This is a genomic window from Brevundimonas aurifodinae, from assembly GCF_040195595.1.
Taxonomy (GTDB): Bacteria; Pseudomonadota; Alphaproteobacteria; order Caulobacterales; family Caulobacteraceae; genus Brevundimonas; species Brevundimonas aurifodinae.
Genome location: NZ_JBEGDD010000005.1, coordinates 197,149 through 210,067, shown reverse-complemented (window position 1 = coordinate 210,067; position 12,919 = coordinate 197,149). Strand labels below are relative to the sequence as shown.

General features: G+C 64.1%; 11 protein-coding genes. All 11 read left to right on the top strand.

What is annotated here, in order from left to right:
• Positions 1–105 precede the first annotated feature (105 nt).
• The 11 genes from ABN401_RS07960 (at position 106) to lldD (ending at position 12,916) form a co-directional block, all read left to right on the top strand.
• Positions 106–1,257, top strand: coding sequence for a mandelate racemase/muconate lactonizing enzyme family protein (locus ABN401_RS07960; protein ID WP_349684306.1), 1,152 nt, complete (start codon positions 106–108; stop codon positions 1,255–1,257).
• 5 nt (positions 1,258–1,262) lie between these two features.
• Positions 1,263–2,108, top strand: coding sequence for an SDR family NAD(P)-dependent oxidoreductase (locus ABN401_RS07955; protein ID WP_349684305.1), 846 nt, complete (start codon positions 1,263–1,265; stop codon positions 2,106–2,108).
• A 27-nt stretch (positions 2,109–2,135) separates the two neighbouring features.
• The gene (locus ABN401_RS07950; protein WP_349684304.1) at positions 2,136–3,329 is read left to right on the top strand and encodes a mandelate racemase/muconate lactonizing enzyme family protein; all 1,194 of its coding nucleotides are present in this window, start codon (positions 2,136–2,138) and stop codon (positions 3,327–3,329) included.
• A 10-nt stretch (positions 3,330–3,339) separates the two neighbouring features.
• A complete protein-coding gene (locus tag ABN401_RS07945; protein WP_349684303.1) occupies positions 3,340–4,272 on the top strand; it encodes a dihydrodipicolinate synthase family protein in 933 nt (310 codons plus the stop codon).
• Positions 4,273–4,286: 14 nt separating this feature from the next.
• A complete protein-coding gene (locus ABN401_RS07940; RefSeq protein WP_349684302.1) occupies positions 4,287–5,135 on the top strand; it encodes an aldose epimerase family protein in 849 nt (282 codons plus the stop codon).
• Positions 5,136–5,220: 85 nt separating this feature from the next.
• Positions 5,221–7,536 carry a TonB-dependent receptor gene (locus ABN401_RS07935; protein WP_349684301.1) on the top strand — a complete coding sequence of 772 codons (2,316 nt, stop codon included), beginning with the start codon at positions 5,221–5,223 and terminating at the stop codon, positions 7,534–7,536.
• Positions 7,537–7,607: 71 nt separating this feature from the next.
• Positions 7,608–9,317 (top strand): sodium:solute symporter family transporter, encoded by a 1,710-nt coding sequence (locus tag ABN401_RS07930; RefSeq protein ID WP_349684300.1) that lies wholly within the window; start codon positions 7,608–7,610, stop codon positions 9,315–9,317.
• Positions 9,317–10,192, top strand: coding sequence for an SMP-30/gluconolactonase/LRE family protein (locus tag ABN401_RS07925; protein ID WP_349684299.1), 876 nt, complete (start codon positions 9,317–9,319; stop codon positions 10,190–10,192). Before ABN401_RS07930 ends, ABN401_RS07925 begins: the two co-directional genes overlap by 1 nt.
• Complete coding sequence (locus ABN401_RS07920) at positions 10,189–11,085, top strand: 2-dehydro-3-deoxygalactonokinase (RefSeq protein WP_349684298.1); 897 nt, start codon at positions 10,189–10,191, stop codon at positions 11,083–11,085. The genes ABN401_RS07925 and ABN401_RS07920 overlap by 4 nt, the downstream gene beginning before the upstream one ends.
• Entirely contained in the window at positions 11,082–11,729 is a 648-nt protein-coding gene (locus ABN401_RS07915) for a 2-dehydro-3-deoxy-6-phosphogalactonate aldolase (RefSeq protein ID WP_349684297.1), read from the top strand. Before ABN401_RS07920 ends, ABN401_RS07915 begins: the two co-directional genes overlap by 4 nt.
• Positions 11,726–12,916: an FMN-dependent L-lactate dehydrogenase LldD gene (gene lldD / locus ABN401_RS07910; protein WP_349684296.1), complete on the top strand. Its 1,191-nt coding sequence runs from the start codon at positions 11,726–11,728 to the stop codon at positions 12,914–12,916. The genes ABN401_RS07915 and lldD overlap by 4 nt, the downstream gene beginning before the upstream one ends.
• Positions 12,917–12,919 lie beyond the last annotated feature (3 nt).

Here is a 12,919-nt window from a genome sequence, read left to right as displayed (position 1 = left end):
TTTCCGTCTCGCCACGCCCTAGCCTCTTGCTTTGTACCGATCGGCCGCGCCAAACCACGAAATAATGGCACACAGTTTCATTGCCGCACAAACCCGGGAGCTCGCATGAAGATCGTCAGTACCGCACACTGGCTCGTTCGCATGCCGTTCAATGAAGATATCCTCTGGGCGTCCGGCAAGCGGACCGGCACGACGCGGCTGATCGTCCGCATCGAGACCGATACCGGTATTGTCGGCTGGGGGGAAACCATCTGTCTGATCGACACGGTGCGGGCGGTGTTCGAGGCTGTCATCGCCAGGCTGGCTGTGGGCTACGACGTGGCCGACGTGGACCGGTTCGGCCGGCACGTTCTCGGGGCCGGCTACTATCACCACAAGCGCGCCGCTGTGATGGCCATCGCTGCCATGGAGATGGCGATGTGGGACGCCCTGGGCAAGCAGGCCGGGCTGCCTCTCCATGCGCTGTGGGGCGGACTGTGGCGCGATCGGGTCCAGGCCTCCGCTTATCTCTTCCTTCCCGAACCGGCGGCCTGTGCGGACAAGGCTGGGCGATTTCTCGACCTGGGTTACACCACGTTCAAGGCGAAGGTCGGGTTTGACGAGCGCAATGATGTCGACCTGTTGACTGCGGTGCGGGATCGCGTCGGAGCTCACCCCCTGCGGGCGGATGTCAATGGTGCTTGGTTTCCAGGGACGGCCAAGCGACTGCTGCGCAAGCTTGAAGGTCTTGACCTTGCCTATGTCGAGCAACCCCTGCCCACCGATGACATCATGGGGCACGCAAACCTACGGACCCAGTGCAGCACGCCCATTGCTTTGGATGAGAGCGCCTACACTTTGGAGGACGTGCTTTCCATCGTCCGGGCCGCCGCAGCTGATGTCGTGCTATTGGACCCCCACGAGGCCGGCGGCCTGTGGCAGACGCTGAAGGCCGCAGCCATCTGCGAGGCGGCGAACCTTCCGGTGACGCTGCACAGCGGTGCAGAGCTCGGGTTCTCGCAGGCCGCCTACCTGCATCTGGCCGCGACCATCCCCAATATGACACTCGCGATCGACACCGAGAGCGCCTACCTCGCGGATGACGTCACCGGTGATCCGCCGCGTATCACTGAAGGCAGCTTCTCAGTGCCAATGGGCCCAGGGCTGGGTGTGTCGCCCGATGTAGAAAAACTCGAGACCTACCGCGTTACGGAAATCACGGGTGCCTACCTCGACGACGCAAGGCCTGGCTGGTTCCCCACCAAACCGGCCTACTAGAAATTATGAAACCCAGTTCCGTTTTGTCTCTGGGCGGGATAGGGTGGAAAAAACTGGGGGAACGAATGCCTGCGCCATCATCATCGACAGACGGTTCTCACGCGCGGTACTTCGATCTGGCCAACATTCCCGTTCTGATATCCGGCGGTGGGTCGGGGATCGGTGCCGAGATCGTGCGGCGGTTCGCCCAGCAGGGGGCCCGCGTGGGCTTCCTGGAGGTCAACGCCGAGGCGGCGGCATCGCTGGCGTCCTCGATTGAAGGGGTGGTCGCCTACGAGGTTGTGGATCTTCGGGACATCGGCGCGGCGCGGGCCGCCGTCTCTCGGCTGGCCGGCAAGCTCGGCGCGTTCCGCGTGCTGGTCAACAATGCGGGCGACGATGCGCGCCATGCCTGGAAAGACATCACGCCCGAGCAGTGGGACGATCGTTTCGCCGTCAACCTGCGCCACCAGTTCTTCCTGGCCCAGGCCGTCGCGTCGGGAATGGCTCAGGCCGGCGGCGGGTCGATCATTAACCTGGGCTCCATCTCCTGGATGTTCGGCGCCGTCGGCGTCATCGCCTACACCACCGCGAAGGCGGCAGTCGGTGGGCTGACGAAGAGCCTGGCCCGCGAACTGGGGCGTGACTCCATCCGGGTGAATGCCATCGCGCCGGGCTGGGTCCTTACCGAAAAGCAGGTCTCGCGCGCACAGGCGACGGACCCCTCCAAGTTCGCCGCCTATCTCGAGCGCCAATGCCTGAAAGAGCATCTGGACGCCGGCGACATCGCCAGCATGGCGTTGTGGCTGGCATCCGGCGAGTCGCGACGCTGCACCGGCCAGACCTTCATCGTGGACGGCGGCGTCATCTGACGCGCCTTCAGTCTTGAGAGAAACAGCATGACCCCATCCCGGCCCGCCCATGGGCCCCTCGACGCCATCGTCAGTGTCGAGACCTTCGTCATCTCGATCCCGCGCGACGTGCCCTACCTGGGTCCCCTGAAGGACGGCGAATCGATCAATGCCCAGGGTTACCTGGTTCGTAAGGGCAACAAAACGATCTACCCGACCACAGACCAATCGATCCTGGTCAAGGTGACGGGCGAAAGCGGCCTCGTCGGCTGGGGCGAGAGCTACGGAATGGTTGCTCCGCGCGTCGTTAAGACGATCATCGACGAAGTGCTAGCCCCCGTGATCCTCGGCCGCGATCCCGCCGAGGCCGTGGTCATCCACGAGGACCTGTACGACCTGATGCGGGTTAGGGGTTTCTTCGGCGGCTTCTACCTGGACGCTCTGGCCGGTCTCGACATCGCCATCTGGGACCTGTTCGCGCGCGGTGTGAACCGTCCTCTGGTCGACCTTCTGGGCGGCGCCCGGCGCAAGGTCATCCCCGCCTACGTCTCCGGTCTGCCGGAAGCCACGCTCGCAAGGCGGTGCGATCTCGCTAGGACCTTTGTTGACAAAGGATTCACCGCCATCAAGTTCGCCGCCGCCGTCGCGGAAGACAGCATCGTCGCCGAGATGGCGGCGCTGCGAGAAGCGGTTGGTCCGGACGTCGACCTGATGATCGACATGCACTGGAAGTTCACGGCCGCCCAGGCGATCCGCCTCATTCGCAAACTGGAGCCCTACAACCTTTACTTCGCCGAGGCCCCCTGCGAGCCCGAGGACATGGAAGGGCAGGTCGCCGTGGCCCGCGCGATCGGCACGCCGCTCGCGCTCGGCGAGGAATGGCATACGGTTCTGGAATACCGTCCGCGCTTCGAGGCTCGCGCCATGGCGATCATCCAGCCGGAGATCGCGCACACGGGCGTGACCGAGTTCCTGCACATCGGCCGCATGGCGACCACCTTCCACGTCGAAACCATTCCTCATGCCTCGGTGGGGATCGGCATCTTCCAGGCGGCCAGCCTGCATGCCACGGCGACCCTGAGGCGGGTGCCTTTCCACGAATACCAGCACTCGATCTTCGACAGGAACCTGCAGTTCATCACGGGCGACATGCGCTGCGAGCAAGGACGCTTCACCCTGCCATCCGGACCCGGACTGGGCGTCGAGCCCATGTCCGAAGTCTTCGACTTCGTCGTGGCGTGAGGACAGTCCCATGAGCTTCCGCAATCACGGCGTCTATCCGGTCCTCTACGCGTTCTTCAACGCCGATGGCAGCCTCGACGAGGAGGCCATGCGCCGCCAAGTGGAGCACTGCATTTCGGTCGGAGCCCACGGCATATGCGTGCTGGGCCTAGTGACCGAGGTCGATCGCATGGACGCGGGCGGCCGGCTGGCGCTCGTCCGCCTTGTGGGCCGACTGATCGACGGTCGCCTTCCCTATGCCGTCACGGTCGGCGAACCGACCGCCGAGGCCCAGATCGCCTTCTGCGCCGAGGCGGAAGCCGCGGGCGCAAGCTGGGTCATCCTGCAGCCGCCCCCGGGTGGCCGCTCCGAGGCGGACATCATTGCCTTCTTCACGACGGTCGCCAGGGCCGTGAGCCTGCCGGTGGCCATCCAGAACAATCCCGTGAACCTAGCATCCTTCCTGTCGGTGCAAGGCTTGGTCGACGTGGTCCGCGCCAACCCTAATGTGACGCTGTTGAAAGCCGAAGGCTGGTCGGTCGACATCGCTCGCGTGCTGGATGGCCTCGACGGCAAGGTGGACGCGTTTGGCGGTCACGGCGGCATCGAATTTCTGTCGCTACTCCGCAGCGGTGGGGCCGGCCTGATCCCGGCACCCGACTGCCTCGCCCTTCAGGTCCGCATCTACAATCTGGTGCGCGAGGGCACGCAGGAAGCCCTGGCGACCGCAGAGGCGATCCATCGCGAACTGTTGCCGCTCATCATCTTCATGACACGCAACATCCGAGGACTCGTCCACTACGGAAAAATCGCCATGGCGGACAACCTTGGCCTCAAGACGCTCCACCATCTCCCCGGCGGAATCGAGCCCACGGCCTTCGGGTTGGCGGAGACCCAGCGTTTGATCGCTGATCTTCGCCGAACGGAAGCGAAGTTCCTGCCCGTGTCCCTCCAAAGCCTCTGACGAGCAGGCCAGACATGGCCGATGTGCACCTCGCCCGCGGCGATATGAATGCCATCGTGCGCCCGGAGCTCGGTGGCAGCCTCTTGGGCGTCTGGCAGGACGTAGACGGCTTTCAGCCCCTTTTGAGAAGCCAACCCGATCCCGGAGATCCCCGCCAGGCAGCGTTGTTTCCCATGGTCCCCTGGGCCAACCGGATCTTCGACGGCGGTTTTGAGGTTGGCGGCGAGAGGGTACGGCTCGACCCGCTGGGACCAGGGCCTCACGTTCACGGCTACGGCTGGGTCGCCCCGTGGAGCGTGAAGCAGCAGACCGCGTCCGAAGTCGCGCTCGTGCATGCGCACGCGTCCCCCGGTGGCTACGAATACGAGGCCCAGCTGATCTATCGGCTGGTCGAGAGTGGTCTGGCGATCAGCCTGTCGGCCACCAACATGGCGGCGCGGCCCATGCCTTTCGGGCTTGGGCTTCACCCCTATTTTGAGCGGCACGACGACACCTGGCTGGAGGCCAGCGTCCAGGGGGTCTGGCGAGCGGATGAAGGCTCAAGGCCGCTGGATGTGGAGGTCATGCCGCCCGATCTCGATTTCGCGCGAACGCCTCTCCCGACGCGATTCGTCGATGCCCTCCTGGTCGGCTGGAACGGCCGACTTCATGTCGGTCGAAGATCGACGGGTTCCGTCGTCACGCTGCACGCGGCGGAGTGCGACTTGCTGCATCTCTACGCGCCCCTGGATGCCCGATCATTCTGCTGTGAACCCGTCACCCATGCGGTGGACGCCCATAACCACGGTCGCATGCCGGCCCCCGTCCTGGCGACGGGGGAGATGGCGCGCCTGGACGCAACGCTGATCCGGACTGGCGGTTAAAAAAAATACTGGAACTAAGTTTCATTCTGAATGATAGTCCCTATCAGGGCCCTGCCAAAAAGGGCCGAACCCAGGGGAGACCAGAATGAAGAGATTGTCCTTCGGCGTGTTTTTCGCCGCGCTGATGTCATCGACGGCGATGGCGCAGACCATGCCTCCACAGACTACGGGGCAGGACGAAGCGAGCCAGCTCGATGAGATCGTCGTTACGGCGCAGCGGCGTGAAGAAAACGTCCAGAAGATCCCGGTCGCCGTCGCGGTGGTTGATGGTCAGACCCTGGCCCGTCGCAGCTCGACCGACATCAGCGACCTCCAGGCCCTGGTCCCTAGCGTGTCCTTCGCTGCGGGCAACGAGCTCCGCAATAACTCGATCCGGGTGCGGGGCGTCGGCACCGACGTCTTCACGACAGGTATCGAGCCGAGCGTGTCGACGGTGGTCGATGGCGTCGTGCTTCAACGTCCGGGTTCCGCCTTTAGCGACCTGGGCGATATTCAGCGGATCGAAGTCCTGCGAGGCCCGCAGGGCACTTTGTTCGGCAAGAACTCGTCGGCCGGCGTGGTCAACGTCATCACCCAGGCTCCAAGCTTCAGCGGTCCCACCGGAAACATCGGCGGCCTGATCGCCCAGGACAACGAATACCGCATCAACGGCGCCTATTCGGCCCCGATCAGCGACACCCTGGCCTTCCGCCTGGCGGCCTTCTACCGGACCCAGGACGGTATCGTCACCAACCTCTACACCAACGACACCGTCAACGATCAGGAAGCCTACGGTGCGCGCCTCAAGCTGGCCTGGAACCCGTCCGACAACCTGCGCATCCAGTTCGCGGCCGACTACTCCGAACTGAACTCCAGCGCGGGCGCCCTTCCGCTCCGCGTCGCGACGAACAACCCCAAGGCCCTAAACACGGGCACGCCTGTCGGACCGAACAATGACCAGGTCAACAACGACGTCGTGCCCTTCGTCGACCAGGAAAACTACGGCGCGTCCCTGACGATCGACTACGATATCGGCGACTTCACGCTCACCAGCATCACGGCGGTCCGTGACTTCAGCAACACCAGCGACGTTGACCTAGACGACACCCAGGCCCAGATCGTCCTGTCCAACTTCAACATCGAGTCCAGCGAGACGACCACGCAGGAATTCCGCCTCACCTCGCCCGCGTCGGACGTGTTCGACTTCGTCATAGGGGCCTATTTCTTCGACGGCTCCGTCTACAACTACCTGAACCGACCTGGCCTGAATCTGGCGTCGACGGCCATCACCTCGATCAACCCGGACGGGACCCTGAACCGGACCAGCCCCTATGGCCTCCTGACGGGCGACTCCACCGTGGAGTCTCGGAACGCCTCGATCTTCGGGCAGGCCAACTGGCACCTCGGCGACCGGCTGACGCTCACGGGCGGCCTGCGCTATCTGGAGGAAGACCAGACCCTGAAATTCTCGCGGCCCGTCTCGGCCTTCTTCAACGGCGACACGCAGCCTGCGACCAACCCGGCCTTTACGCCGCCCGATCTCGACTTCCACGACTCGGCGCTGATCGGCAAGGCGGCGATCACCTTCGAGGCCACTGAGAACGTCACGGCCTATGCCAGCTACAGCACCGGCTACAAGAGCGAGGGCATCACGTCGTCGCTCGGGCTGACCCAGGCGCAGTATGACGTCCAGCCGGCCCCAGCGGAAACGTCGGAGCTGATCGAGGCCGGGCTGAAAACGCGGCTGTTCGACCGCCGCCTGACGCTGAATGTCACCGCGTTCCAGACGACGTTCTCGGACTACCAGGCCCAGGTCTACAATGCCGCCGTAGGGCTGAACTTCATCACCAGCGCCGGCACGGTCGAGATCCCTGGGTTCGAGATCGAGTTCCAAGCGCGCCCGTTCGAAGGCTTCACGCTGAACGGTGGCGTGACAAAGCTCGATGCGACGTTCCAGGACATCCCGAACGGCCCCTGCTACTCGGGTCAGACAGCTGCCCAGGGCTGCGTTCCCACGCAGCTCGGCACGGCGATCGTCTCGGTTCAGAACCTCAACGACAAGCCCTTCATCGTCGCCCCGGACATCCGCTACACCTTGAGCGGACGCTATGAGCGGCTGCTGTTCGGGGACGTCGAGGGCTTCGTGCAGATGGACTATCGCTGGCAGGACGACATCATCTTCGAGATCAGCCAGAACCCCAACATGCGCCAGGACGCCTATGGTGTCGCGGACGTCTCCGCAGGCGTTTCCTTCGCCGACGGGCGCTATGACCTTACCGCCTTCGTCAAGAACGTCTTCGACGAGCAGTATGTCTCGAACATCGTGCCGAATGGCGCATCAGGAGGGGCGAACTCCTATGTCCAGAACCTGCCACGCGACTTCCACCGCTATGGTGGCGTGACCTTCCGGGCCCGCTTCTGATCCTCCGGAACACCTGACGGGCACCGACTTCGGTCGGTGCCCGCTTCTTTAGTCGCCGCCTTGAGTGCCCCATGACCCCGATCGATTACGCCATCTTCATCGCCTATCTGATCGGCACCCTCGCGATCGGCTTCGTCTTCTTCTCGCGCAACAAGACGTCCAGCGACATGTTCGCCGCCGGTGGTCATTCGCCGTGGTGGGTGTCTGGCCTGAGTGGCTTCATGACCCTAAAGTCGGCCGGCACCTTCGTGGTCTGGGGCGGACTGGCCTACCAGATGGGGGTCGTCGCGATCGCGATCGTGACCTGCATCGGCCTATCGGGCCTTCTCGTCGGCCGCTTCGTCGCGGGATACTGGCGCCGTCTCGGGATCAGCACGCCGGCGGAGTTCATCGAGTTCCGCTTCGGCCCGTCGGCGGTCCAGTTCTACACCTGGTCGATGATGGCCATCCGGACCCTATCGTCCGGAGTGGCCCTCTACGCCGTCGCGGTCATGCTCGTGACCTTGATCCCCCTGCCGGAAGGCAATCCGCTTCGCGATCCCGTGACCGGCAACCTGTCGCTGACGGTCGCGATCATCGCCTTCGCGGCGATCATCATCGTCTATACCGTGTCTGGAGGCCTTTGGGCGGTGCTGATGACGGACATCCTGCAGTTCGTCGTGCTGCAACTGGCCGTCCTGTTCATCATCCCGCTGCTCTTCTTCGCCCTGAAGGACGCGCCGCAGGTCACGCTTCCGACCGGCTTCTTCGTGCCGTTCTCGGAGCAGTACACGCTGTGGTTTCTCGCCGGCTGGGTGCTGGTCCACTTCTTCGTCATCGGCGCGGAGTGGGCCTTCGCCCAGCGCTTCTTGTGCGTGCCCACGGAGCGCGATGCGCGGTGGGCGGCCTATCTATTCGGCGGGCTGTATCTGATCAGCCCGACGATCTGGCTGATGCCGTCGCTCATGTACCGGATGATTGATCCTTCAGCCAACCCCGAGCAGGCCTACATACTGGCCAGCCAGTTCGTGCTCCCGACCGGGATGTTGGGTTTGATGATGGCGGCGCTGTTCTCCGCCACGGCCAGCGCCATTAGCGGCCAGATCAACGTCTTCGCCGGGGTGTTTTCCGAGCAGTTCTATCGTCGACTCTTCGCACCGGCCGCCACGGACAAACAGATGGTTTGGGCCGGTCGTGTGTCGATGTTCCTGCTGGGGCTTCTCCTGCTCGGCGTCGCGCTCGCCGTGCCCCTGATGGGCGGAGCCCAACAGATCGTGCTGACCCTGACCGGTCTTCTTCTCGGCCCGCTCCTGGCGCCGACGGTGTTCGGCCTCGTCAGCAAGCGCATCGGCCTGCGCGACGTGTTCATCACGGCGGGAACGAGCTTCGCCGTCGGCGTATTTCTGAAGTTCGGGCTGAAGGCGTTCGGTGGTCCCTTCATGCCCGCCGCCGAATGGGTTCGCCTGAATCCCCGGATGGTCGATGTGCTGGTGGGGGCGGTCCTGCCCACCATCATCCTGTCGCTGGCCCATTTCACCCGCAAGTCGACGTCGGCCGGCTGGGCGGAGACGCAGCGTCGCTACGACACTTATACGCCATCCCAGGCATCGACGGCGGGCGAGGGAAGTGCTGCCACGACCGTGACCTGGATCTCGCTCGGTGCGACCGGACTGGTCGTCCTCTCCCTCATCTTCATCAACAGCACAGACCAGGTTGCCCTCGCCATCTTTGGGCTGATCCTGATGGCGCTGTCGATCGCCATCTGGGCGCGAGCCCGCAAGACCCGTCCCCTCGCCGCCTGATGAAGCTCCTGACCGTTTTCGAGACCCGTGACACGTTGGGCGAAAGCCCGGTCTGGAACGAGGATGACCAGCGCCTTTGGTATACCGACATCGACCGCGCGGTCTTAAAACGGCTCGACCCCATCACCGGCGAGGTCGCGGTGACAGCGCTTTCCGAACGCCTTGGTTCGTTCTGTCTGATCAGCGGATCTCCAGACCGCGTGCTTGGAGCATTCGAAAGCGGCTTCGGCTGGCTGGATGTGCATTCGGGGGCGATCGAGTGGCTCGAGCGACCGGAACGGGGTCGTACTGGACGACGCTTGAATGATGGGCGCTGCGATCGATCCGGCCGCTTCTGGGCCGGATCGATGGTCGAGGACGATGACGTCGCCGCCGACCGGCTGGGCGCGCTCTACCGCGTGGGCCCCGACGGCTCGAGCGAGGTCATGGACCAAGGATTCCTGGTATCGAACGGCCTGGCCTTCAGCCCTGATGGCGGCACCGTCTATTTCTCGGACTCGCGACGGCGCGAGATCTATCGCTACCCGCTTGCACTGGACGGTCGGCTTGGCGGGCGCGAACTCTGGTGCGAGGTCGCGGATGGCAAGCCGGATGGAGCGACCGTTGATGCAGAAGGACGCCTCTGGTCCGCGCTTTGGGGCGGTTCAAAGCTGGCCCGCTTCCATCCGGATGGTCAGAGGCTGGAGGACATAGCCATGCCCCTTACCCAGCCGACGAGCCTGGCGTTCGGAGGCCCCGATCTGACCTGGGTCTTCGTCACCTCGGCTTCCAAGGGGGATACGTCGGGCCACAACGGCTCCGTCCTGATGTTCGAGAGCGACTGTCCGGGTTTGTCGGAGGGACGCTTCGTCACCGATGCCGTGCGTGCGGCATGACGGAGCCTGTCCTGATCGGCCTGGACTGGGGCACGACCAACCTGCGTGCCTATTTGCTCGGCACGGACGGCGCTGTCATCGAGAGCCGATCCGATCCTCGCGGCGCCGGGGCGCTGACGTCGAGCGATTACCCTGCCGTCCTCCAGGACGCGGTCGGCGACTGGATGGCGGCCGGGCTTCCAGCCCTCATCTGCGGCATGGCCGGCTCCCGGGCGGGTTGGCGCGAAGCACCCTATCAGCCCTGTCCGGCGTCGCTGGAACAGGTGGCGTCCCAGCTCACGAAACCCGTTGCGCGTTCCGGCATCTGGATTGTGCCCGGGGTCGCATGGGCTCCTGGGGGCGTGCTTCTGGACGTCATGAGAGGCGAAGAAACCCAGGTGTTTGGAGTGGGTGACCTCGGATCCAGAACGACGATCATCGCGCCCGGCACGCACAGCAAATGGATCGTGGTCGAAGGCGGAGACATCCAGACGCTCAAGACCTATCCGACTGGTGAACTTTTTGCAGCCATACAGACGTCACCGCTGTTTGGAGCCGCCCTGTCCTCGGGCTACAGCAAAGGGTCCCCATTCCTGAAAGGCGCTGAGCGCGGCCTGGTGGATCCTGCGGTGACGTCGACGCTGTTCAGCGTCCGCATCGAGCGTCTGGCGGAACGCCTGTCGGATGCATCGGCGGCCGAATATCTGTCCGGGCTTCTCATAGGGTCGGAGGTCGCCTTGGCGTCCGCCACGTTCGAGAACCAGAAGGACGACGTAATCGTGGTCGGGCAGTCGGGACTGGCGGATCTGTACAGCCTTGTCCTCTACCACGCGGGTTACGCAAAGAGCCGACAGGTTGACGCGGAGTCGGCGACCGCCCGCGGGCTCTGGCGCATCTGGAAGGCGGAGCCATGAGCTTTCAAAGGATCGACGCCCTACCACTTGTCGCGATCCTGCGCGGCCTTGCCCCCGACGAAGCCGTTGAGGTCGGGGAGGCACTGGTGGCGGCCGGCTTCCTCTGCCTGGAGGTGCCCCTGAACTCTCCGGAGCCGTTTGTCAGTATCCGGCGGCTCAGGGATGCCCTCGACGGACGCGCGGGTGTGGGCGCAGGGACTGTTCTCACGGGGGAGGCGGTCTGGTCAGTGGCCGACGCTGGGGGGCAGGCGATCATCTCGCCAAACTCTGACCCGGACGTCATTCGGGCCTCCAAGGATGCGAACCTCTATTCTCTGCCCGGGTTTTTCACGCCCACGGAGGCCTTCGCGGCGCTCGCGGCCGGAGCGGACGCCCTGAAGCTGTTTCCCGCAGAAGTCTCGGGCGTAGCAGGACTCAAGGCGGTCCGAGCCGTATTGCCGCCGGCGACGAAGATCTTGCCGGTCGGGGGCGTATCCCCGCAGCACTTGGCGGACTGGCGTCGCGCGGGTGCCTCGGGCTTCGGTCTGGGGTCGGCGCTCTACATGGCGGGCCGTTCGGCCTCGGACGTCGAGGCACGGGCGCGCTCTTTCGTCGACGCGTGGCGCGCGACAGTCTCGCCTGCGGCGCGTGATCGACCATCATGATCATTGCGTCCCCCAGAGATTATCGGGAGGCTGCTCGGCGGCGGCTTCCCCGTTTCCTGTTCGACTACATCGACGGGGGCGCCAATGAAGAGCAGACGCTACGTGCCAATACTCGGGATCTGACCGAGGTCACACTCCGCCAGCGCGTCCTGAGAGACGTTTCCAATGTAAACCCAAGCACGCGATTGTTCGGTGAGGATCTCGCCCTGCCGGTCATTCTCGGACCTGTTGGGCTTTCGGGCATGTACGCACGCCGTGGGGAGGCGCAGGCCGCGAGGGCGGCCGATCTTGCTGGTGTCCCGTTTTGTCTGTCGACCGTGTCGGTCTGCCCCTTGGCAGAAGTTTCAGCAGCCAGTCATAGGGCAATCTGGTTCCAGCTTTATATGCTGAAGGATCGCGCCTTCATGCGAGCCCTTCTAGCCCAGGCAAAGGACGCAGGCGCAAAGGTGCTCGTCTTTACGGTCGACATGCCGGTCCCAGGGGCTCGGTATCGAGACCGGCATTCCGGAATGTCTGGGCCGAACGCCGCCGCGCGGAGGTTCGGACAGGCCATGATTCACCCTCGATGGGCTTGGGACGTTGGGGTGATGGGGCGTCCTCACACGCTCGGTAATGTCGCTTCGATACTAGGTCCGTCCTCAGGCCTCGAGGACTTCATGGGATGGCTCGGAGCCAATTTCGATCCTTCGGTTCGATGGCAAGATCTGGATTGGATTCGCGAACACTGGGATGGTGCCCTGATCATCAAAGGCATCCTTGACCCGGAGGACGCACGCGCCGCAGCGGACCTTGGGGCCGACGGCATCGTCGTATCCAATCACGGAGGGCGTCAACTTGACGGCGTTTCATCGACCGCAAGTGTACTGCCTGGTATTGCGGAAGCTGTTGGCGACCGCTTGACGGTGTTAGCGGACTCTGGGGTCCGCTCGGGTCTCGATGTGATCAGAATGCTCGCGCTGGGGGCCAAAGCCGTCTTACTGGGGCGGGCGTGGGCCTTTGCATTGGCGGCCGGAGGACAAGTCGGCGTTTCCCAAATGCTCAACTCAATGCGGAGCGAGATCGGGGTCGCTATGTCTCTCACCGGAGTGAAGCGTATCGACGAAATCGACGCGACTACGCTCGCTCGCGTTGGTTCAGCGGAAGCTAGCCATCGGATCGCTCATGCTGTTGGGCCTACCGGTCTTTGAGCA